20 protein-coding genes are annotated in these 22,632 nt (G+C 67.7%); 5 read left to right on the top strand and 15 right to left on the bottom strand.

The genetic code is table 11. The features are described from left to right. The first annotated feature begins 74 nt into the window (after positions 1-74). Positions 75-2,078 carry a Stk1 family PASTA domain-containing Ser/Thr kinase gene (gene pknB, locus OG326_RS32740; RefSeq protein WP_327140983.1) on the top strand — a complete coding sequence of 668 codons (2,004 nt, stop codon included), beginning with the start codon at positions 75-77 and terminating at the stop codon, positions 2,076-2,078. Between the two features lie 78 nt (positions 2,079-2,156). On the opposite strand, the gene OG326_RS32745 is transcribed toward pknB, so the two are convergent. After that, on the bottom strand, positions 2,157-3,545 hold the full coding sequence (locus tag OG326_RS32745) for a class II 3-deoxy-7-phosphoheptulonate synthase (RefSeq protein WP_327140984.1): 1,389 nt from the start codon (positions 3,543-3,545) through the stop codon (positions 2,157-2,159). A gap of 214 nt (positions 3,546-3,759) precedes the next feature. On the opposite strand from OG326_RS32745, the gene OG326_RS32750 reads away from it, so the two are divergent. Then, positions 3,760-4,257, top strand: a complete 498-nt coding sequence (locus tag OG326_RS32750; RefSeq protein WP_327140985.1) for a polyadenylate-specific 3'-exoribonuclease AS — start codon at positions 3,760-3,762, stop codon at positions 4,255-4,257. An 89-nt stretch (positions 4,258-4,346) separates the two neighbouring features. Here OG326_RS32750 and OG326_RS32755 read toward each other — a convergent pair whose 3' ends face one another. The 10 genes from OG326_RS32755 to OG326_RS32800 all read right to left on the bottom strand — a co-directional run bounded on the left by OG326_RS32755 (position 4,347) and on the right by OG326_RS32800 (position 13,756). Continuing rightward, complete coding sequence (locus tag OG326_RS32755; protein WP_327140986.1) at positions 4,347-5,072, bottom strand: lysophospholipid acyltransferase family protein; 726 nt, start codon at positions 5,070-5,072, stop codon at positions 4,347-4,349. A gap of 131 nt (positions 5,073-5,203) precedes the next feature. Next, entirely contained in the window at positions 5,204-6,196 is a 993-nt protein-coding gene (locus tag OG326_RS32760; protein WP_297609056.1) for an ROK family protein, read from the bottom strand. Beyond that, positions 6,193-7,221 (bottom strand): hypothetical protein, encoded by a 1,029-nt coding sequence (locus OG326_RS32765; RefSeq protein WP_327140987.1) that lies wholly within the window; start codon positions 7,219-7,221, stop codon positions 6,193-6,195. The genes OG326_RS32760 and OG326_RS32765 overlap by 4 nt, the downstream gene beginning before the upstream one ends. After that, positions 7,218-8,480: an ArsA family ATPase gene (locus tag OG326_RS32770; RefSeq protein WP_327140989.1), complete on the bottom strand. Its 1,263-nt coding sequence runs from the start codon at positions 8,478-8,480 to the stop codon at positions 7,218-7,220. Before OG326_RS32770 ends, OG326_RS32765 begins: the two co-directional genes overlap by 4 nt. 29 nt (positions 8,481-8,509) lie before the next feature. Next, positions 8,510-8,947, bottom strand: coding sequence for an SRPBCC family protein (locus tag OG326_RS32775; protein WP_327140990.1), 438 nt, complete (start codon positions 8,945-8,947; stop codon positions 8,510-8,512). 71 nt (positions 8,948-9,018) lie between these two features. Beyond that, positions 9,019-9,408: a polyketide cyclase / dehydrase and lipid transport gene (locus OG326_RS32780; RefSeq protein ID WP_327140991.1), complete on the bottom strand. Its 390-nt coding sequence runs from the start codon at positions 9,406-9,408 to the stop codon at positions 9,019-9,021. 246 nt (positions 9,409-9,654) lie between these two features. Continuing rightward, entirely contained in the window at positions 9,655-10,818 is a 1,164-nt protein-coding gene (locus OG326_RS32785; RefSeq protein ID WP_327140992.1) for a glycosyltransferase family 4 protein, read from the bottom strand. A gap of 78 nt (positions 10,819-10,896) precedes the next feature. Then, positions 10,897-11,901 (bottom strand): hypothetical protein, encoded by a 1,005-nt coding sequence (locus OG326_RS32790; protein WP_327140993.1) that lies wholly within the window; start codon positions 11,899-11,901, stop codon positions 10,897-10,899. Positions 11,902-11,922: 21 nt separating this feature from the next. Then, positions 11,923-13,002: an NlpC/P60 family protein gene (locus OG326_RS32795; protein WP_327140994.1), complete on the bottom strand. Its 1,080-nt coding sequence runs from the start codon at positions 13,000-13,002 to the stop codon at positions 11,923-11,925. A gap of 157 nt (positions 13,003-13,159) precedes the next feature. Beyond that, positions 13,160-13,756, bottom strand: coding sequence for a C40 family peptidase (locus OG326_RS32800; RefSeq protein ID WP_327140995.1), 597 nt, complete (start codon positions 13,754-13,756; stop codon positions 13,160-13,162). A gap of 579 nt (positions 13,757-14,335) precedes the next feature. Between OG326_RS32800 and OG326_RS32805 the strand changes: the two genes are divergently transcribed. Further along, positions 14,336-16,204 carry a DEDD exonuclease domain-containing protein gene (locus tag OG326_RS32805; RefSeq protein WP_442791074.1) on the top strand — a complete coding sequence of 623 codons (1,869 nt, stop codon included), beginning with the start codon at positions 14,336-14,338 and terminating at the stop codon, positions 16,202-16,204. 417 nt (positions 16,205-16,621) lie between these two features. Here the strand turns inward: OG326_RS32805 and qcrB are convergent, their stop codons facing one another. The 4 genes from qcrB to ctaE all read right to left on the bottom strand — a co-directional run bounded on the left by qcrB (position 16,622) and on the right by ctaE (position 20,937). Continuing rightward, positions 16,622-18,229, bottom strand: a complete 1,608-nt coding sequence (gene qcrB, locus OG326_RS32810) for a cytochrome bc1 complex cytochrome b subunit (protein ID WP_327140997.1) — start codon at positions 18,227-18,229, stop codon at positions 16,622-16,624. After that, positions 18,226-19,377 carry a cytochrome bc1 complex Rieske iron-sulfur subunit gene (gene qcrA, locus OG326_RS32815; RefSeq protein ID WP_327140998.1) on the bottom strand — a complete coding sequence of 384 codons (1,152 nt, stop codon included), beginning with the start codon at positions 19,375-19,377 and terminating at the stop codon, positions 18,226-18,228. Before qcrA ends, qcrB begins: the two co-directional genes overlap by 4 nt. Then, positions 19,374-20,243, bottom strand: coding sequence for a cytochrome bc1 complex diheme cytochrome c subunit (gene qcrC / locus OG326_RS32820; protein ID WP_327140999.1), 870 nt, complete (start codon positions 20,241-20,243; stop codon positions 19,374-19,376). Before qcrC ends, qcrA begins: the two co-directional genes overlap by 4 nt. A gap of 82 nt (positions 20,244-20,325) precedes the next feature. After that, positions 20,326-20,937: an aa3-type cytochrome oxidase subunit III gene (gene ctaE, locus OG326_RS32825; protein WP_327141000.1), complete on the bottom strand. Its 612-nt coding sequence runs from the start codon at positions 20,935-20,937 to the stop codon at positions 20,326-20,328. Positions 20,938-21,106: 169 nt separating this feature from the next. Between ctaE and OG326_RS32830 the strand changes: the two genes are divergently transcribed. Together OG326_RS32830 and trpD are read left to right on the top strand one after the other, a co-directional pair. Next, complete coding sequence (locus tag OG326_RS32830; RefSeq protein ID WP_327146654.1) at positions 21,107-21,514, top strand: hypothetical protein; 408 nt, start codon at positions 21,107-21,109, stop codon at positions 21,512-21,514. Positions 21,515-21,539: 25 nt separating this feature from the next. Further along, complete coding sequence (trpD, locus tag OG326_RS32835; RefSeq protein ID WP_327141001.1) at positions 21,540-22,595, top strand: anthranilate phosphoribosyltransferase; 1,056 nt, start codon at positions 21,540-21,542, stop codon at positions 22,593-22,595. The last annotated feature ends 37 nt before the right edge of the window (positions 22,596-22,632 follow it).

The raw sequence follows: 22,632 nt of genomic DNA on the forward strand, positions 1-22,632 counted from the left end.
GGACGCATCACACCCCGACCCGACTACCATCGGGTGAGCCGCACAGGGCGGATCGGAAGTCGGAAGGGTTGCTGTTGATCGGCCAGATGCTGGAAGGGCGCTACCGCATCGACGCGCCGATCGCGCGCGGCGGCATGTCCATGGTCTTCCGGGGAGTGGACACTCGCCTGGATCGACCGGTCGCCATCAAGGTGATGGACCCCAAGTTCGCCCATGATCCGCAGTTCCTCCAGCGTTTCGAACTGGAGGCCCGCGCGGTCGCCAAGCTCAAGCATCCGGGTCTGGTCGCCGTGTACGACCAGGGTGTGGACGGGGATCACCCCTTCCTCATCATGGAGCTCGTCGAGGGCGGCACGCTGCGCGAGCTACTACGCGAACGCGGACCCATGCCCCCGCACGCGGTCCGCGCGGTTGCCGAACCGGTGCTGGCCGCCGTCGGCGTCGCGCACGCGGCCGGGCTGGTGCACCGCGATATCAAACCGGAGAACGTGCTCATCTCCGACTCCGGAGAGGTCAAGATCGCCGATTTCGGCCTGGTGCGCGCCGTGGCCTCGGCGAATATCACCTCGGCCAGCGTGATTCTCGGTACCGCGGCCTATCTGTCCCCCGAACAGGTCACCAGCGGCAGCGCCGACGCGCGCAGCGATGTGTACTCCGCGGGCATCCTCATCTTCGAGATGCTCACCGGGCGCACCCCGTTCAACGGCGACACCTCCATTTCGATCGCACTGCAGCGGGTCGAGAAGGATGTGCCCAGCCCCAGCCGGCTCATCGGCGGCGTCCCACCGGAATTCGATGAACTGGTCGCACACGCCACCGCGCGCGAACCGTCGCACCGATTCGCGAACGCCACCGAGATGGCGGGCGAATTGCGGCGCATCGCACGGGAACTGCAGCTGCCGGACTACCGCGTGCCCGCGCCGACCGAATCCGCCGAACATGTGAGCGCCCGCTACAAGGTCGCGCCCGCAACACCCCCGCCCCCCCGGCAGGCGCCCGCGCGGCACACACCCGCCGCACACGCCGCGACCGAGGCGACCACCTGGATTCCCGCCGATCCGCCCACGCAGCACATGGGGCAGCAGCATCAGCAGCACACCCGGGTCATGACCGCCGCGCGCGAACTGCCGCCCGAGTACGCCCCACCCCCGGGACCGCCGGGCAGAGAACGCACTCCGCGGTCGGATCTCATCGAGAACCGCGGCAAATCCCGGCGCACCGTCTTCATCTGGCTCGGCATCGTCATCACCCTCGCGCTCCTGCTCGGCATCGGCGGCTGGTGGCTGGGGGTGGGCAGATACTCGGCGGTGCCGTCGATCGCCGGGCTCGACAGCCAGCGGGCGGTCACCACACTGCAGGATGCCGGATTCAAGACCGAGACCAGACAGAAAGCGTCCGACATCATTCCGGTCGGCAATGTGGTCGGCACCGATCCGGCCGCCGGAACGAAGGTCGTCAAAGGCTCGACGGTCGCGGTGCTGGTCTCGAGCGGTAAACCGAAAGTCCCGGAAATCACTGCGGGACAGGACGTCGCCAGTGTCGAGAAGGCGATCAGAGACGCCGGGCTGGTCCCGGTCGAATCCGGGGACGTGGGCAGTACCGCCCCCAAAGGCACTGTCGCCAAAGTGGATCCGGCCCCCGGCACCGTCCTGCCCGCCGGGGGCAGCGTGAAGGTGTACCGCAGCAAGGGCGTCGTCTCGGCGAAGGTCCCCGACGTGAGCGGTAAGACCGAGGACGAGGCCAAGGCGGTACTGCAGAAGGCCGGAATTACCGTGCAGGACACCAGATCCGAGTACAACGGGAAGGTCAAGGCCGGGCAGGTGATCGGCACCGACCCGGCCGCCGGCTCCACCGTCGACTCCGGCACCGTCACCCTGATCGTGAACAATGCGGTCGAAGTACCGAATCTGCTCGGCTCCAGCGTCGCCAGCGCCCGCAGCAAACTCCAAGCCCTGGGCTTGCAGGTCACGGTGCGTCAGCTGGCCAATAACGACGGTTCGATCGTCATCTCCCAATCCACCGCTCCCGGCGGGAATGTGGAATCAGGATCCACCATTACGATCGTCGCACTGCCTTAGCAATCTTGAAGCGAATAGCGCCGAAAGAGATGGGCCCGGAACTGCTTTCGCAGTCCGGGCCCCTCGCGTCCGGTAGGTTCAGCGCAGCATCTCGGCGACGAGGAACGCCAGCTCGAGCGATTGCTGAGTATTCAGTCGCGGATCGCACGCGGTCTCGTACCGGTTCTCCAGATCCAGATCCGAGATGTCCTGTGCGCCACCGAGACATTCGGTGACGTTCTCACCGGTGAGCTCGATGTGCAGACCACCCGGATGGGTGCCGAGCGCGTGGTGCACCTCGAAGAAGCCCTGCACCTCATCGACGATGCGGTCGAAGTGCCGGGTCTTGTAGCCGTTCGAGGTCTCGTGCGTATTGCCGTGCATGGGATCGCACTGCCAGATCACCTGATGTCCGGTGGCCTGCACCTTCTCGATGATCGCGGGCAGCACATCGCGCACCTTGTTATTGCCCATGCGCGCGACCAGGGTCAGGCGGCCCGGCTCATTGTTCGGATCCAGGCGCTCCACGTACTCCACCGCCAGCTCGGGGCTGGTGGTCGGGCCGATCTTCAATCCGATGGGATTGGCCAGCAGTTCGGCGAAGGCGATATGCGCGCCGTCGAGCTGACGGGTGCGCTCACCGATCCACAGGAAGTGCGCGGACAGGTCGTAGAGCAGCGGTTCCCCCGTGGTGGGGTGCTCGCTCAGGCGCAGCATGGCGCGCTCGTAATCGAGCACCAGCGCCTCGTGCGAGGCGTAGAGCCGGGCGGTCGACAGGTTCGGGTCGTTGACGCGGCAGGCCTTCATGAACGACAGCGCGCGGTCGATCTCGGTGGCCACGGTGTTGTAGCGGGCCCCGGCCGGGGACTGTGCGACGAACTCCCGATTCCACTCGTGCAGATTGTGCAGATCGGCGGTGCCCGCCGAGGTGAGCGCGCGCACCAGGTTCATGGCCGCCGACGCATTGGCGTACGCCCGCACCAGGCGGGACGGATCGTGTTCCCGCACGGCCGGATCCGCGACCAGCGAGTTCACCATGTCACCGCGGTAGGAGACGAGGCCCAGCGCATCGGTGTCGGAGGAACGCGGCTTGGCGTACTGGCCCGCGATGCGCGCCACCTTCACCACCGGCAGGCTCGCCCCGTAGGTGAGCACCACGGCCATCTGCAGCAGGGTGCGGATATTGCCGCGAATATGCGGCTCGGTGTTGTCGGCGAAGGTCTCCGCGCAGTCGCCGCCCTGCATGAGGAAGGCCTCACCGCGGGCCACCTCGGCCAGGCGTAGCTTCAGCTCCTCGACCTCGGCGGGCACGCAGATGGGCGGCACGCTCTCGAGCACGGTGCGCATCTTGGCGGCCTGCTCGGGGTCCCACGAGGGCTGCTGCAGGGCGGTGCGGGACAGTGCGTCGTCGAGGCGTCGACGCAGCTCTGCGGGCAACGGCGGAAGTTCCGGCAAGCGATCGATCGGTACGTCGACGGTCCAGTTCACTCGTTCAGAATACGGACCGGTACAAACCGTGTGGACTACACCCAGGGATGGAATCGCCGACACCGCGTGAACCCGATCTCACCCCGGCCCTCCGGCCGCGGCCGGACACGCGGAACATAGGCTGGACGCCCGGAGGATCCACCCGGATCGTCCCCCGACCACCGACGTCGACGGCACAGGCCCGTGGCGGCGCACCGAGGAGAGACCGATCTCGTTGAGATATTTTTACGATTCGGAATTCATCGAGGACGGTTCGACCATCGATCTCGTCTCCATCGCGGTGGTGTGCGAGGACGGCCGCGAATACTACGCGGTCTCAACGGAATTCGATGCCGGCAAGGCCGGCCCGTTCGTGCGCCGCAATGTGCTGCCGAAGCTGCCGCCGCCCGCCTCCCCGCTGTGGCGCAGCCGCGAGAAGATCCGCGAGGACCTCTACCGCTTCTTCCTCCCCCGCCCCGGCATCGAACCGGAGCTGTGGGCCTGGGTCGGCGCCTACGACCATGTGGCCCTGTGCCAGCTGTGGGGTTCGATGGTCGATCTGCCCAATGCCCTGCCCCGCTACACCAATGAGCTTCGGCAGCACTGGGTTCAGCACGGCAGCCCGGCGCTGCCGCCGATTCCCAAGGATGCGCACGACGCGCTCGCGGACGCCCGGCACAATCTGGCGAAGTTCGAGGCCATCGAATCGCATCGGCGCATGCACGCCTCCTGATCACGGGCAGAGCCTCCTGATCACGGGCGGAAACGACTCGGGCCCCGAGAGACAGTGTCTCTCGGGGCCCGTGTTCCGGCTGAGGTGTCTCAGCCCGCCATGGTCTGGGGAATGCGATCGGCCTCGGGGCGCGCGTCCGCGGGGGCGCGCTTCTTGAGGCTCGAAGCGTAGACGTCCACGTACTCCTGATCGCCCATCCGCATGAGCTCGTACATGATCTCGTCGGTGACGGCACGCTCGACGAAGCGGTTGCCGCCCATGCCCTCGTAGCGCGAGAAGTCGATGGGCTTACCGAATTTCACGGTGACCTTGCGCGGGCGCCAGCGGAACGGTCCGGGCGGGCAGACCCCGTCGGTGCCGATCAGCGCGACCGGGATGACCGGAACACCGGTCTCCAGCGCGAGGCGGGCGACACCGGTCTTGCCCTTGTACAGGCGGCCGTCCGGGGAGCGCGTGCCCTCCGGGTACAGCCCGACCAGACGGCCCTCGTTCAGCAGCTTGCGCGCGGAGTCGAGCGCGCCCTCGGCGGCGGTCGCACTGGAACGATCGATGGGGTACTGGCCGGCGCCGGAGAAGAAGAACTTCTGCAGGCGGCCCTTCAGGCCCGGGGTGGTGAAGTACTCGGCCTTGGCCAGGTACGTAATGCGACGCGGACTCGCCAGGGGGGTGAACAGCCAATCGGTGAACGAGAGGTGGTTACCGGCCAGAATTGCGGCGCCATCGGGTGGGATATTCTCCACGCCCTCGACCTTGGGCCGGTTGACGAGAGAGATAAAAGGCCCCACCAAGACGAACTTCAGCAGCCAGTAGAACATTGCGTCCTTTCCCCTGTTTCGATACCCGGGACCGGCCTCGTTGCGGGCACCACACTCACCAAGCCACCCTACCGCTGAGACCTGGTAGTGACCAACCGCACCCCGCCCGATGTGTCCGGTTCATCCAGGATTTACGTCGCAGGAACCGCATCTCGCGACGCTTCGAGCGCGGCCCGCGCCAATTCCGCCGCGCCGATCATGCCCGCCGCCTCACCCAATTGGGCGGTCCGGATCCGCGCCAGCCGCCGATGCCGGGCGCCGGTGATGGAGGCCGCGTAATGCTCCCGGGCCGCATCGAGGAACAGCGGCGCCGAACTGCTCACGCCACCGGCCACCACGATCAGATCCGGATCGAACAGATCGCTGACAAAGGCCAGACCGAGCCCGAGCCAGCGCGCGAAATCGGCCATCACCTCCTGCGCGAGGGGATCGCCGTCCTGCGCCGCGCCCGCCACCCGGCGACCGGTGAGCGAACCCGGATCGCGGCCCGCCTCCCGTGCCAGCACCGTGGAGCGCCCCGGATCGGTCGCCAGCATCTCCAGCGCGGTATCCACCAGAGCCGTTCCGCTGCAGTACCTTTCCCAGCAGCCGCGCTTTCCGCAGGCACAGGCCCGGCCATTGGGCACCACCGTCAGATGGCCCAGTTCCGGTGCGACGCCGTAACTGCCGCGATAGAGCTGACCACCGGTCAGCAGTGCCGCACCGATGCCGGTGCCGATGGCCACCAGCACCACATTGCGCCCGCCGGCCGCCGCACCGAACCGGTACTCGGCCCACAGCGCGGCATTGGCATCGTGCTCGAGAATCACCGGCAGGCCCAGCCGATCGGTGAGCCGCTGCGCCACCGGCGCGTCCTCCCACGGCAGATGCGGGGCGAACCGCACCGTCGCGCGATCCTCGTCGACGAATCCGGCCACGGCCAGACCCACCGCGCCGATGGCGTGCCTGCCGCACAATTCGCGCACCACCCGCGCCAGGCCGTCCTCCAGGGACCGCGCCGACTGCGGTGTGGACGCGGTCACCGTATCGAGGACCTCGCCCGCACCGTCGACCACCGACGCGCGAATATTGGTGCCGCCCACATCGATTCCGACAGTCAACGGCACCTGTGCACCGCCCCTCATGCCTTGATGGTCACATTGATCGGCACATACCCGGCTCGTGTCGCCCCCCGTCCGCTGCGGGCGGCCTGATCGCCGCCGTCAGCGCCCGGTGGGCCACCGGCCCGCGTCGAAGCCTTGTCGCCCGGCCGCCGCGCAGTGCCCGGACCGCGGCCGAGTGGATCGGCCGCCTCCGGACCAGATGCGGTGCCATGCACCTGCGCACCGGATTCGTCGTCAGTGCCGGGAGTTCCACCGGAACGACTGCTCGCGGGCGGCGCGCCACGACCGCTCGCACCCTGCACACCGGCGCCGGCGCGGACATCCGCGCCGTACTGGGCACCGGCCCGACCACGCGCATCGGCACTGCGCTGGGCGCCCGCCTCCGCGCCGGGAGCAGCACTGTCCGCAGCACCGCTGTGCCGGGTTTCGCCGGTATCCGCAGCGGCCGGTTCGCCCGCGGTACGGGCGCGGCGCTCGGCGGCGACACCCGCGGCGCCCGCGGCGAAACGGGCGATCAACCCGGCGAGCGCGACGCTCGGGCGAGTATGTCCGCCCGGTGCATCCGGACCGGGCGCATCGGACTTCGCCGCGGGATCGCCGGAATCACTCCGGGAGAAGTCCTCGGGCGCATCCGGGCCGCCGGACGAATCGCCCTGCCTGCCACGGGCATCGGAGTAATCGCCGTGGCCGAACGAATCATGAAGCCAGGCTTGGTATTCCGGCGATTCCGGATCCAGATCCGGCGGCAGCACCGGTTCCACGGGCACACCGGCGAGCGCCTCGCGCAGCACGGTCACAATGGCGGTGCCGTGATCGGCGATGGCCGCGACCACATCGTGGTGCTCACCGCGCACCACCGCAGCGGCGGCGCATACCGGGCACCAGGCGCAGCTGGACCACTGGGTCCGGCCGTCTGCGGCGGTCCGCCGCAGGACCGGTTCGACCCGCTCGAGCACGGCTTCGGCCAGCAGCCGCAGTTCCTCGGCGAATTCGCTGAAACTATCGTCCGGATGGCCGGCGCGCGGATGATCGTGCGGGGCGGTCATTTCGGCCAGACCTGCGGGTCGGGCCGGAATCGGATCACCAATTGGTCGCCGTCGAGTTCGGCGGCATCGACCGTGCACCGCCGCAATACCGGCGCCAGTCGCAATCGGCGCCTGACCCCGTCCGCTCCCACGATCAAATCGTCCTCCACTCGTCCCAGCTGCAGGGTCGACGGATCGACCACGGGTAGATGCATACGCATGGCGAACACCGAATGCACGCCCGCGCCCGCCTCGAGCCGCACCACGGGCCCGGCTGAGACAGACAGCACACCATCCACATCTGTGCCAAGCATAGGGACAGGACCCGATCCGACCCAGTTACCACTCGCATCGACCGCGTAGGACAGCGCGGTCAATGAGCTCAGGCCCACCGGTTCGGCCCCGGCATGCGCCACGACCTGCACCTGGACCCCGCCCATGCGCTCACGCAGGTCGGCCACCACATCTGTTTGCTCACCACGGCGGTTGAAGTACCACTGCACGGCGGGATGAATCGGACCGCCGTAATCGGGCGGCGGAACCTCGGGGAGGACCTTGTTGACGAGTACCGCGTCCAGGCGCAGGCCGAGCAGCGCCGCCGCCGAACGGACTCGGGCGGATTCGGCCACGGCGACCTGCTCGGCCGCGGTGACCAGGCGCGCACCGGTGCGGGCGCGATCGGCGATGAGGTCGCGGGCGGCGGTGACAGAGGCGACGATCTGCTCGACGGTCACCGCGAGGACCGCACGGCGCAGATCGCCGCCCACCGCGGTCAGGGTGCGGGAATGCACAGGCCAGACCCGCTCGAGATAACCGAGCAATGTGTCTGGGGCAGTGAGGATGCGGAGCATATCGGCCGACGGCGGGCAGTCGAGAATGATCACATCCCACCGCTCGGTCTTGGCGAATTCGGTGATCTCCAGCAGGGCCAGCAGTTCCTGGACACCGGGCAGACCGGTCAGCTCGGCGGGATCGAGCGCGCTCAGATCGACGCCGTGATCGTGCCCGGCGCCGGAGAGCAGCAGCAGTACCGTGCGGAAGCGATCCTCCAGCAGCGCAAGGGAATCCACCTCGATCACATCGAGGCCCGGCTGCACCGCCGCCACCCCGGGCACACTGCCGGGCTGATGCTGGAATCGGAATCCCAGTGCGTCACCGAGGGAATGCGCCTGATCGAGCGAAGCCAGCAGCACCCGCTGCCCGGACCGCGCATAGGACAGCGCGGTCGCGCACGCCAGCGTCGTCTTGCCTACCCCACCCTTGCCGACGAACAGTTCCACACGGGTGGGTCGTTCGGACCTGCTCGCGGTCAGCCTTCGACCCGTTTCTTGAGTTCTTTCAAGGCGGTATCGGTGATGACCTTCTCCGCCTTGCGTTTGAACATGCCGATCATCGGGATGTTCAGATCGACCGTCAGCTCGTACACCACCTCGGTGGTGCCGTCGGGCTGCGCGATCAGCTCATAGGTGCCGTCCTGCGCCTTCTGCAGTTCACCGCTGGCCAGGGTCCAGCTGACCGCGCGGCCGTCGGGACGCCAGGTGTAGGACAGCGTGTAGGTGTCCTTGACAACGCCGGCATCGAGGACGAAGCGCGCGGTGCGGGCCCGGCCGTCGGGGTATTTGTCGAGCACCTCGACCGAGCGGGCCGCGGCGACCCATTCCGGATACGACTCCAGATCGGCGATGACGGCCATTACGCGATCCGAGGGGGCGTCGATCACGATCGACCGTTGAGTTCGATCGGCCATGGGTGACAACGCTTCCTTTCGAAGGGCTGAATACGTCTACTGCGAGAGGTCTACTGCGGAGCGAACGATGTCTAGTGCGCGGCGGCGGGCGCGACCCCGGCCTTGCGACCGGCTTCCAAGCGGGCCTTGACCTCGAAGGACATCTTCTTTCCGGCGACCCGGTGGGTGCGATTGACGGCCAGCAGATCACGCGCCGACAGGCCTTCGACGCTGCGCGGCTCGGCATGCATGAAGTAGTGCAGGATGACGCCGTCCAGCATGGGCTCCAGCCAGACCTCCATGGTGCCGGTCGCCGCGCCGCTCACCGTCCAGCGAATCCCCTTGTCGCCCCGGTCTTCCCGCACCTGCAACTGCAGGTCCGGCCACCAGCGGCGCCAGCGGGCACGATCTGCCAGCACCTCGCCCACGGCCACGCCGGGCGCGGCGACGAAGGTCTGGTCGGCAACCTGGATACTGCTCACGCGCTGAGCCTAACCCAGAGGATGCGCGCGACCGCTTTCGGCGGGGAGTACCGGCGCCATGCCCGTGCGGCATGGTCGTGGCCGGAATCCGGGCGGCGACCGTAGATCTCCGGACGCGAGCACGCCGGGACGACGGGCCGGCTGCGCCAGGACGACGCGGGTGACGAGGTTGGACAACGGTGCGACAGGGGTTCGGACAACGGTGCGACCAGGGCTCGGACAGCGGGGTGGGGCGACGGGGGCGACTCAGTTCAGGCCGGCGGCGGGCATCGAATGCACTGGTGGATCCAGCAATTCGCGTAGGCGGGCGCCCATTCGATCCCAGCGCCACTGCTGCTGCACCCAGGCGCGCCCGGCCGCGCCCATGCGGGCGGCGGCTTCGGGATCGGACAGGATCTCGACAATGGCGTCGGCGATGGAGTCGGTGGAGCGGCCGTCGACCACCCGGCCGGTCTCGCCCTCGCGCACCGTCTCCGGCGCACCGCCGGAATTGCCCGCGACCACCGGCACGCCGGTGGCGGAGGCCTCCAGGAACACGATGCCGAGGCCCTCCACATCCAGACCGAGACCGCGGGTGCGGCACGGCATGGCGAAGACATCGGCAATGGTGTGGTGCGCGGCCAGTTCCGCGGCGGGAACCCGGCCGGTGAACACCACATCGCCGGAGACGCCCAGGCCTTCGGCGAGGGCGTGCAGCTTCTCCTCGTAGGGGCCGCCGCCCGCGATGACCAGCACCGCACCGTCGATGCGATCGCGAATGTTCTTCATGGCCACGATGAGTGCGTCCTGCCCCTTGCGCGGAACCAGCCGCGACAGGCACAGAATGGTGGGCCGCTCGCCCAGGCCGTAGCGGGCGCGCAATTCGGCGCGGGCGGCCGGATCGGGCTTGAACACCTCGGAGTCGACGGCGGGCGGCAGATATTCGAGTGCGGCCCGCGGGCCGAACGCCGCGGAGAACCGGCGGCGGGTGTACTTGCTGACATAGGTGATGACATCGGTGTTCTCGCCGATGGCCCGCAGCGCCTGCCGCGCGCCGGGCAGCATGGACCAGCCGACCTCGTGCCCGTGTGTGGAAGCCACAATCCGCTCGGCGCCGGCCCGGCGCAGTACCGGTGACATGAGCGCCAGCGGCGCCGCCGCCCCGAACCACACCCGATCGCACTGTTCATCACGCATCAGCTTGGCCGCGCGACGGGCCACCAGGGGGGTGGGCAGCATCAGCGTGGTGGGATGGCGCACCACCTGAAAAGGCTGATCCGCATCGAACTTCCAGTGACTGTCGCCCTTCCAGCGGGGGGCGTAGACCACCAGTTCATCGGGGGGCAGCTGCATGGCCAGCGCATGCACGTAGGACTGGATACCTCCCGGTCGTGGCGGGAAATCATTGGTAACCAGCAGCGTTCGCCCCATGCCCTCAACCTACTGCACCGGCGCGCGGCGCTCCCCCCAGCCCGAAACCTCGCACCCCCGACGCATGCGCGCGAGAAATCACGCGCCTTCGGTGGTCCGCGTGGTGATCCAGGAGTGCCAGCGTGCGAGGAAATCCGGGTAGGCGGTGGCCAGCGTGCCCTGGACGATCGCCGCCACGGCGGCATGATCCTTCGGCCCGCTCGCCAATTGCCGGTAGAGCGAGAGCAATTGGGGCTCACCGTACTGATCGGCAATGAAAGCGCAGGCGGACCAGGCCTGTTCGTAGGCCACGGCCGCATCGGCGCTGGTGGGTGCGAAGATCGCATCCGAGGGCAGATCGGCGGGGATATTGCCGGAGCGGGCGCGCGCGGTCAGCGTGGGCGCGATCTCGGCGACGGGAGTGTGCATCCCGCGATGCGCGGAGTATTCGGCGAATCCCTCGAGCATCCACAGCGGGGAACCGTCGATCGTCACCGCGCGGGTGGCCACATGCGTGAGCTCGTGCCGCAGCACCGAGCGCAGCCCGTCGGCCCCGAGCCGGGCGGCGGCCTCCGGGCCGAAAACCACGCGCTGACCGGTGGGCGCGGTACCCGGGCGGAAGACATCGGACACCGTGGAGGCGGCAACGGAGGCCGGTACGTCGCCGACGGCATGCGTGAGCGCCGCGAATTCGGCTGGGCTGGAAGCGACTACGACAACCGGGGCCTGTGACCAGTCCGAACCCCACAGCGAGCTGACCGCGGCCGTCGCCGCGGCGAGTTCACCGGAGAGCACATCCATATCGCCGCTGTGCGCCGGATGACCGAGCACCACCGCGACCTTGCCGGACCCGGTTGTCACCGGTGCGGCGATCACGCTGCCGTAGGAGTCCATGATCCGCTTCACCCCCGGCACCTGCGGATCCGACGCCACCAGGGTGTCGGCGCCCGGAACCACCGCGCGCAGCGTGGGGAGCACCGAATTGGGCAGCATGAGCAGCGCGCCGCAGGCGGCGGTCAATCCGGTCACCATCACCAGGGTCAGGCAGAACTGGAAACGGCGCTTGGCCGACAGCCAGCCGCGAACCTGCCGCAGTGCGCTCATAACCACCTCGGGGTGAGTGTGTCAGAACCGGCGCGCCGAATGGAATGGCGATGATGCCATCGGCGCCACCGCTACCGGGACACCGAATGTGGAGGCGTGCAGCATCAGGCCGTTGCCCGCGTAGATGCCGACATGCGAGATATCAGAGTAGAAGAAGACGACATCGCCGGGCTGCAGGTCCTTCTCGTCGACGGGCGTGCCGTACGTGGACTGCTGCTGGCTGGTGCGCGGGACATCCTTGCCGACCTGATGGAACGCCCACTGCACGAGTCCGGAGCAGTCGAACTGCTCGGGACCGGTTGCGCCCCAGACATAAGGAAAGCCGATGCGGGTGAGCCCGGCGGCGAGCGCACTGGTGCCGCTGCCGGGAACGAGCCCGCGCAGCAGGCTGTCCCGATCGAATCCGGGCGGGAACGCGGATCCGGCGAGCGCGGAGCGATCACTGGCCGAGAGCTGACCCCAGGCGGCGATGACGCTGGCCATGGAACCTTGCAGCGACGCCCGCTTCGACTCCAGGTCGGTGCGTACCGCATCGGCCTGGGCGCTGGCGGCGCGCGCGATATCGGCGGCGCCGCGGGCGGCGGTCTCGGCGACCTTGGCCGCATCGCTGACCTTCTGGAATTGGCCCAGTTGATCATTCGTGCGCGCGCCGACCAGATCCACGATGGACATCTGGTCCAGAAGCTGCTGCGGTGAACTGCTGACGAGCATGGCCGTGAGCCGGTTGGTGCGGCTGCCGAGCAGGGCCGAACTGGCAGCACGGTCGATCACCGGCTGATAGCTCTGGATCTCGATACGCGCGGCGTTCAGTGCGCCCTCGGCGATATCGGCCTTGGCATCGGCGTCATTGGCGGCCGCGACCTTGGCGTCGAGATCGGACTGTGCGTTGAGCGCCTGCTGATTGAGCTGTTCGGACTGATGCGACAGGTCGATCAGGCGCTGCACCGCTTCCCCGGCTGATGCCGGTGCAGCGACCGGATCGGCCGTCGCGGGTCCTATGCCGCAGGTACAGACCAGGAGTGCGCCCGCCGTGAGCGTCGCACCCACCAGTTGCTTCGTTCTGAGAATCGTCGTGCCCTGATTCCACTGCTGCACTGCCACCGTCGGCCGTTTCCCGTTCTCTTACCCCGAGCTGGAAAGGAAGGTCTCGATAAGGTTACGAAACGGCGACCGCTCGTGTCCAGCAGGCCACGAATTCATTACGGTCGCCGTCTCGCGCGCAGGTCGGTGACCTGCGGTTGTATCGCTCAGATCCGTTTCAGATTCGTCGGGCGCCCGCGAACGGCATCGAGGAGATCGGCGCGACCTTGACGGGCTGGCCGGCGGTGGAGGCGTGCACGACATTGCCGTCGCCGACGTAGATGCCGGAGTGGCTGCCGCCGTAGAAGGACACCACGTCGCCGGGCTGCAGGTCGTCCTCCGAGATCGGGGCGCCGGTGTTGAGCTGCTCGTAGCTGGTGCGCGGCACATCGATGCCGGCCTGCGCGTACGACCACTGCACCAGACCGGAGCAGTCGAAGGCGTTCGGGCCGGCGGCGCCGTACACGTACGGATCGCCCAGGCGGCTCATAGCGGCGTCCACGACCTGCTGACGCGGGCTGGCCTGCGGGCCGGCGGGAGCGGGCGCGCCCGGCATCACGACGCCGGGGATGGGCGGCAGCTGCACCGGGATGGACTCCGGGACGCCGGGAATGCCGGCGGGGAGCTGAATCTGGTCCGGCACCTCGAAGTTGCCGATACCGGGGATGGACACCGGCTGGGCCGATGCGGGAGTGGCGGGCAGCAGCAGCGCACTCAGCGTGGCAGCGCCGACGGCACCGGCCGTGAGGGCCCGCTTGACGGTCTTGGTCGCCATGGTGAGGTACTTCCAATCTGCCCCGCGACGCCGCACCGGTTTGGTGGGTCGGACTCCGCGAGGTCTCAGGAAGATTACGAGCCGATAACGGTGCTTTGTAAAGTCCGGCCCAACGGCGGATGGCTCGAAATTGTTACGCGGCAGCATTTCGCTGCGACGAATGTCACAGCAATCACGAAACGATAACAGCGCCGCTTTTGCCGGGAGCGTCCGGATAGCTACCGGCCAGTAGGAAGCAGCCGGGAACAGCCCCCTCTTCCAGGGGCGATTCGATATAACACCAGTTCAGAGGCATCTTGTCCGACCAGGCCCTGACCGGCGGACTTGCATTTGGCCACAAGGCGACACCTGCTTCGGCAGCACGCCCGGGATGGCGACCCGAGATGATCTTGTCCGTCGTCCGAATTGATCCACTTTATGAATCAATGTGACCCTGACCACATTTTGACATATTCGTGCAATTCGGAGATTTCATCTCGAGAATCTCGATCAGATCTCGGTCCATTCTTCCTCGAATCGCGGCGCTACCGGTTGCGCGACACGCCACCGATTCGCCCGGCGGCCCGGGAGTGGCCCAACCTGTCGGACCCACGCTCTACGCTGCGGATCGTGTCCGGACAGCTGGCCTTCGATGAGCTCGAAACACCGCTCTATGACACGACGTTCGTGGTGGTCGATCTGGAAACCACCGGGACCAGCCCCGAGGGTGATGCGATCACCGAGATCGGGGCGGTGAAGATTCGCGGTGGGGAGGTCCTGGGCGAGTTCGCCACGCTGGTGAACCCCGGCTACGCGATTCCGCCGCAGATCGTGCAGATCACCGGGATCACCACCGCGATGGTGGTGGATGCGCCGCGTATCGAGTCGGTGCTGCCCGGATTCCTGGAGTTCGCGCGCGGGACTGTCCTGGTCGCGCACAATGCCCGTTTCGATACCGGGTTCCTGCGGGCGGCGGCGGCCCGCAGTGACATCCCCTGGCCCGCGTTCCAGGTGCTGTGCACGGTGCAGCTGGCCCGGCGGGTGCTCGGGCGTGACGAAGCGCCCTCCGTGCGGCTGTCGCTGCTCGCGGAACTGCTCGGGGCGCAGACCCGGCCGACCCACCGCGCCCTGGACGATGCACGCGCCACGGTGGATGTGCTGCACGCGCTCATCGCCCGCGTCGGCAATCAGGGCGTGCACAGTCTCACCGAGCTGCTCGACTATCTGCCGGAGGTGACGCGCCGCCAGCGCTCCAAACGGACACTCGCCACGGATCTTCCGGACACCCCCGGTGTCTATCTGTTCCGCGGCCCGTCGGATGAAGTCCTCTATATAGGAACCGCGGTGAATCTTCGCCGCCGCGTCCGCAACTACTTCACCGGTTCCGACACCCGTCCGCGGATGCGCGAGATGGTCCAATTGGCCACGCGCGTCGACCATGTCGAGTGCGCGCACGGGCTGGAGGCCGGTGTGCGCGAGCTCCGCCTGCTGCTCGCGCACACCCCGCCCTACAACCGCCGGTCCAAATTCCCGCAGCGCGCGTGGTGGCTCACCCTGACCGAGGAGCCCTTCCCCCGCTTCGCCGTCTCCCGCACCCCTACGCGGGACGCCCTGGGCCCGTTCACCTCTCGCGCCGACGCGGTCGAGGTCGGTGTCACGGTCGCGGAGAATTCCGGCCTGCGCACCTGTACCACCCGCATCCCGCGCTCGGGCCACCACGATTGCCCGCCCGCCGTCGTCGGCGGCTGCCCCGCGACCGCCGAAAACAGACCCCTATATATAGAGGAGTACGCGCAAGCCCCAGAGGCGGTCCGCGCACTCTTCTCCGGGCACAGCGACGCCATCCTCCGCGCGATCGAATCCAAGATCGAAACCCACTCCGCCGCAGAACATTTCGAAGCCGCCGCCCGCCTCCGCGACCGCACGGTCACCGTGGTCCGAGCCCTCCGCCGCACCCAGCGCCTCTCCGCCCTCACCCGCATCCCCGAACTGATCGCCGCCCACCCCGACGGCGCCGGCGGCTGGCAATTCGCCGTCATCCGCCACGGCCGCCTGGCCTCCGCCGGCAACGCCCCCCGCGGCGTCTCCCCCATGCTCACCGTCGACCACCTCGCCGCGGCCGCCGAAACCGTCCTCCCGCCCCGCCTGAATCCCCCACCCCGAACCCCCACCCCCACTCCAACTCCCAGCCCCCCACGGACCGCCCATCCGGACGCCGACGCGACCACCATGCCGGCCGACTCCGCCGAGCCCGTCTATCCCCCACTGCACGGTGCTCTCCCCGAGGAGGTCGGCCTCCTCGTCCGCTGGCTCGAACAACCCGGCACCCGCATAGTCCGCACCACCGACGGCTACCACGAGCCCCGCCTCGGCGCAGGCGCCTGGCTCACCTGGATGGAGCGCGCCGAAGCCGCCGCATGCCTCGCGACTACCGAAGCACGATCGCCAGATACACCTCACCGAGAGTGACGGCATAAGCAGCCAGGAAGCACCGGCCGGCCAACTCGAACCCACCCGCGCGGCCCGTGTGCACGTCCCATCAACCGCAGCAGCGGAATGATCACGTCCTGGCCATCGGTGTCCAGCCGGGCGAGCAACGCCGCGACGAGCAGCGCGTCGGCAGCCGCCAAGCACGGCCAAATTACCGGCGGCGCAAGATTATCCGGCGACGACAAGCGGCACCAGCAGCACAGGAAACGAGCGCAGCCTCCGCATCCGGATACGTCAGTCCTGCCGCCCATCGCGAGAATAGGTCGGCCGGGTCTCCGAATACCGCGGCATACCAGGCGCTTCGGCCGAGCGGCCACGCCGCGTTTCATTGCCCCGGGAACGAGGAAGGCCCCGAGTCGAATTCGACTCGGGGCCTTCCCTTTACAGCGGTTTGTCTCAGTGGCTGTCGTGCACGCCGCTGTCGACGTTCTCCTGATGGCTCGCGAGGGCCTTGAGCATCTCGTGCTCTTCCTTGTGCGCGTTCGCGACATTGTCCAGCTGCTGCTGGTGCGGGTCGGCGAACAGGAAGGAGCCGGTGCCGGGCTTGCCGGCGGAGCCGAGCTTGACCATCTTCTTGGGCACCGTGGCGCCCTGGTACTCCAGCGGGATGGCGTGGCCGTGCGAATCGACCGGTCCGAGCGGCTGGTGCACCTCGATGTACTCACCGTGCGGTAGGCGCTTGATGACACCGGTTTCGATGCCGTGCTCGAGCACGTCGCGATCGCTGCGCTGCAGGCCGAGGCACAGGCGGTAGGCCGCGAAGTACGCCAGCGGCGGGGCCACCAGCAGGCCGATGCGGAAGATCCACGTCGTCGCGTTCAGCGAGATGTTGAACTTCAGCGCGATGATGTCATTGACACACGCCAGGGTCAGCACCAGGTAGAAGGCGATGGACATGGCGCCGATGGCGGTGCGGACCGGCACATCGCGCGGACGCTGCAGCAGGTTGTGGCGCACGGTGTCGCCGGTGAGCCGCTTCTCGATCCACGGGTACATGACCAGGACGGTGAAGACCAGGCCCATGATCAGCGCGACCCAGAATGCGGCCGGCACGGTGTGGCCCCAGAAGTACAGCTCCCACGGCGGCATGAGACGCGCCATGCCGTCGGTCCACATCATGTAGAAGTCCGGCTGCGAACCCGCGGAGACCTGAGACGGGTTGTAGGGACCCAGGTTCCAGATCGGGTTGATCTGGAAGATGCCCGCCATGATGGCGACGATGCCTAGGGTGAAGGCGAAGAACGCACCCTGGTCCGCGGCGAACACCGGCACGATGCGCGCGCCGACGACATTGGTTTCCTTGCGGCCCGGCCCGGGGAACTGCGTGTGCTTCTGGTACCAGACCAGCGCGACGTGCGCCGCGATGAGCGCCAGCAGAATGCCCGGAATCAGCAGCACGTGCGCGATGTACAGGCGCGGGATGATGATGTCGCCCGGGAAGTCGCCGCCGAAGATCAGCCAGTGCATCCAGGTGCCGATGACCGGAACACCCATGGTGATGCCACCGAACGCCGCACGCAGACCGGTTCCGGAGAGCAGGTCGTCGGGAAGCGAGTAGCCGAAGAAGCCTTCGAACATGGCCAGGATGAGCAGCAGCGAGCCGATGACCCAGTTGGCCTCACGCGGCTTGCGGAAAGCGCCGGTGAAGAAGATGCGGAACAGGTGGATGATGATCGACGCCGCGAACAGCAGCGCCGCCCAGTGGTGCACCTGGCGCACGAACAGACCGCCGCGCACCTCGAAGGAGATGTTCAGCGCGGTCTCGTAGGCCCGCGACATGGAGACACCGCGCAGCGGCTGGTAAGAGCCGTTGTAGACGGTCTCGCTCATGGACGGGTCGAAGTACAGCGTCAGGTAGATACCCGACAGCAGCAGGATGATGAAGGCGTACAGCGCGATCTCACCGAGCAGGAACGACCAGTGGGTCGGGAAGACCTTGTTGATCGATCGCTTTACGAACGCGGCAGCGTGGTACCGCTCGTCGAGTTCATCAACTTGGCTCATGAACGACGCTCCCAGTAGGCCGGTCCGAGGGGCTCGATGAAGTCGTGCGCGGCGACCAGGTAGCCCTCGGAGTTGACGGTGATCGCCAGCTGCGGCAGCGCGCGGGCGGCGGGACCGAAGATCGGCTTACCCCATTCGACCGCAGAGAACTGCGACTGGTGGCAGGGGCACAGGATCTTGTTGTCCTGCTGCTCGAAAAGCGAGGTGGGGCAACCGAGGTGGGTGCAGATCTTCGAGTAGGCCCAGTAGTCGCCGTAGTTGAAGCTCTCCTGGCCCTTGCGCTTGATGGCGGTCTCGGAGTCCTTGGTGCGCAGGCGAATCAGCATGACCGCATTGCGGATGCCACGCAGCGACTGCAGCGTCTCCTCCTCGTCGCCACGCCATTCTTCCTTCCAGGGGAAGACGGTTTCCATGGCGCCGGCATCGAGATCTTCCGGCTTCACCAGCACGATGTCGCTGGGGCGGCCGGTGTCGCGACGCAGGTAGACGGTCTGGCCCGGGTAGTCCGGGGTCCAGCCGGAGACCCACAGCGGCGACTTGTCGCCCTTGGCCCACGGGTTCTTGATCATGCCGCCGGCGAAGACGAACAGCGCGCCGATGCCGAGCAGGCCCGCGCCCGCACCCGCGGTGCGGGTGATGAGCTTGCGGCGGCCGAGCGTGGAGGTCTCCACCGCATCGGACAGCTGCGCGCCCAGGGTGCGGCGGTTGACCTCGGAGGAGCGGCCGTCGTGGCGGTCCTGGATCGAGATCTCGGCCGGGATGAACTTCTTGCGGATGAGTACCACGGCGACACCGATGGCCAGCACCGAGATGCCCAGGGTGAGGCCGTACAGCGGGGTGGTCAGCGTGTAGGCGGCATTGCCGTCTTCGCCGCGGCCCTTGTACTGCCAGGGCCAGAAGAGGAATACGCCGATGAGCGCGGCCGCCGCGATGCCGGAGATGGCGAACCACAGCGCCACCTGGCGCTCGGCGCGCTTCTCGGCGCGGGTGCCGGGGACGGGCCAGCGCGGTGCGCGGTAGGCCACGTCGACGCCGTCGAGCTTGGTACCGAGTTCGACGAGCTCGTCGCGCGACATCGCGTCGAGCTGCTCATCCGTCGGTTCCCCGGTGGGGTTGTCCCCCATGCTGTTTCGCTCCTGTTCGCTCATGATCGGGATCCGATCCACATCGCCGATCCGACCAGCGCCACGATGCCGACGATCCACATGACCAGACCCTCGGTCGCGGGACCGAAGCCGCCGAGGCCGTATCCGGCCTCCGACGGGGTCCGCATGCGATCGGTGATGTACCCGACGATGTCCTTCTTCTCCTCCGGCGTCAGCTGCCGGTCGGAGAACTTGGGCATGTTCTGCGGGCCGGTGAGCATGGCCAGGTAGATCTGCTGATTGGTCGCCTTGTCCAGCGGCGGCGCGAACTTACCGGAGGACAGCGCGCCGCCCTTGCCGGTGAAGTTGTGGCAGGAGGCGCAGTTCATGCGGAAGAGCTCGCCACCGCGGCCGAGATCGGCTCCGGCGGTGAGGGAATCCTGTGCGACCTCGCCGTTGGCGTCGCGCACCACGGTCGGACCGCCGCCATTGGCCTGGATGTAGGCGCCGAGGGCGTCGGTCTGGTGTGCGTCGAACTTCTCGGGCTTGCGCACGATCTGCGCTTCGTTGCGGGCCGCGGGCATACGTCCGGAGGAGACCTGGAAGTACACCGCTGCTTCGCCGACGCCGATCAGGGCGGGGCCGCGATCCTGGACACCCTGCAGATTGGCACCGTGGCAGGTGACGCAGGAGGTGTCGTAGATCTGCTTGCCCTCGCGGATCAGCGCGGACTGGTCTTCGTTCGCCGTGGCGACCTGAGCCGTCGGCGTCAGGGCCGATGCCGCGAAGCCGGCTCCGACGAGGCCCATCAGAAGAACCAGACCGCCGGCGATACGCCGGCGCAAGCGGCGCTGCTTACGCGTCTTGGTGGCCTCGCCCGAACCCGATGCGAGGCTCGGATCTGGCGCTGACGGGGGAGATGAACTCATCTGTGTCCCTTTGGAGTAGACGGAACCGACTTGTACAGAAGTTTCTTGCCTACGGCGGGCGTTGCCGTGGAGCTCAACCGCGCTAGCGGATGAAGTAGATCGTGGCGAAGAGGCCGATCCAGACGATGTCGACGAAGTGCCAGTAGTACGAGACAACGATCGCTGCCGTGGCCTGCGCCGGGGTGAACTTACTCAGCGAGGTACGGATCAGCAGGAAGACGAAGGCGATGAGACCGCCGATGACGTGCAGGCCGTGGAAGCCGGTCGTGATGTAGAAGACCGAGCCGTACACGGTGCTGGAGATGGTGGTGCCTTCACGAACCAGGTTGGTGTACTCGTAACCCTGGCCGGCGACGAACATCGCGCCCATGATCAGGGTGACGGTGTACCAGCGGCGCAGGCCGAACACGTCGCCGCGCTCAGCCGCGAAGACGCCCATCTGGCAGGTGAAGGACGAGGCGACCAGGACGGCGGTCACCGGCACGGCGAGCTTGAGGTTCAGCTCGGTCGGCTCCATCGGCCATTTGCCGTGTGCCTGCGCGCGGGCGACAAAGTACATAGCGAACAGGCCGGCGAAGAACATCAACTCGCTCGACAGCCAGATGATGGTACCGACGCTGACCATGTTGGGCCGGTTCAGCGAATGCACTCGCTGGGTAATGGCCGATCCTGGGGTCCCTACTGCGGTCGTCACGCCGGTAAGTATGACTTGTCGTAGTACGACAGGAGTAGCGGGGTACGAAACTTCGTCGTACGTGTCGGAAACCGCAGGGCGAGCGACCCTCTCGACAGGGGCTCGGCGTGTCATGGAGCAGCCTAGATTGTGCAGGTAAGAGGAAGCTGAGCCACTTTTGGAAGGCGATATGAACGCGAAGTCACGGTGGCTGCGGCGCTTTCGGCGCGCCGGGCCCGCACATCTCGATACCGGGCGCGGCGACCTGGTGGTGGTGGCGTCGAGTTTCGATGACGCGGAAGCATGTTCGGCTGTTTTGGGCCGCGCGGAGAACTGGACCGCCGACCAACCTGCGGTTTTACGGCACCACCTGCGGGTTCCCGCGCAGCAGCGGAATGCGGTGCAAATCATTGCCGAGCAGGAAGGCTATGAAACCGTTTCGCAGGCCGATGCCGAGACGCTGATCCTGCAGCGCGTCCGGGTCATCGATGCCATGCACTGCGCCCAGGACCACTCCCGCATGGTCGCGCTCGCGCACCGCCACGACGGCGTGGCGCTGGGCTGGGATGCCCTGCAGCCACCGGGAGAAAAGAAATAGCCCCCGCGCACTAGGCTTGGCAGCCATGAGCGCGCGCAGCTGGCGAGAAATCCTCGGCATCCTCACCGACGGCAATGATCTCTCCGCCGAGGAGGCCACCTGGGCGCTGAACGAGATCTTCACCGATAGCGCCACCTCCGCGCAGATCGCCGCCTTCGGCGTGGCCCTGAAGATGAAGGGCCCCACCTCCGCCGAGCTGGGCGGCCTGGCCGCGGGCATGCTCGCGCATGCGCGCCGGGTGCCGTTCGAGGGCACGGCGGTCGATATCGTCGGCACCGGCGGCGACCGCTCCGGCACGGTGAATATCTCCACCATGTCCTCGATCGTGGTGGCGGCCACCGGAATTCCCGTGGTGAAGCACGGCAATCGCGCGGCCTCGTCCAAGAGCGGCGGCGCGGATGTGCTGGAGGCGCTGGGCGTCAAGATCGCGCTGGGTCCGGCGTCGGTGGCGGCCTCGGTGCGCGAGGCCGGTATCGGCTTCTGCTTCGCGCCGGTCTTCCATCCGGCGCTGCGCTACGCCAGTCAGGCGCGCGGTGAGATCGGCATTCCGACGGTCTTCAATATCCTGGGCCCGCTGACCAATCCGGCACAGCCGACGGCCGGTCTCATCGGCTGCGCCTTCGCGGATCTGCTGCCGGTCATCGCGGGCGTGTTCGCCGATCGCGGCGCCTCGGCGCTGGTGGTGCGCGGCAATGACGGGCTGGACGAGATCACCACGGCCGATACCACCGATGTGTGGGTCGTCGCGGGCGGTCAGCGCTACGAAACCACCATCGACCCAACAAAACTCGGCATCGAGCGGGTCGACCCGGCCGCCCTCAAGGGTGGCGACGCGACCATGAACGCGGTGATCGCCCGCAATATGTTCGCCGGTGATCTCGGCCCGGTTCGTGATGCGGTGCTGGTGAATTCGGCCGCCGCGGTGGTCGCCTACGAGCTCACCGCGGCGAATGCCGAGGACGATCTGCACGCCCGGCTGGCCGTTGCGCTGGAGCGGGTTTCCGCAGCTGTCGACAGCGGTGCCGCGGCGGCGCTGCTCGATCGCTGGGTGGCCGTGACCAACGAGCTCGGTTCCGACTGATCACCGCCGGACGAATCGGCCGCCTTCGGCCCGTTCG

This window comes from Nocardia sp. NBC_01327 (genome assembly GCF_035958815.1).
GTDB lineage: Bacteria > Actinomycetota > Actinomycetes > Mycobacteriales > Mycobacteriaceae > Nocardia.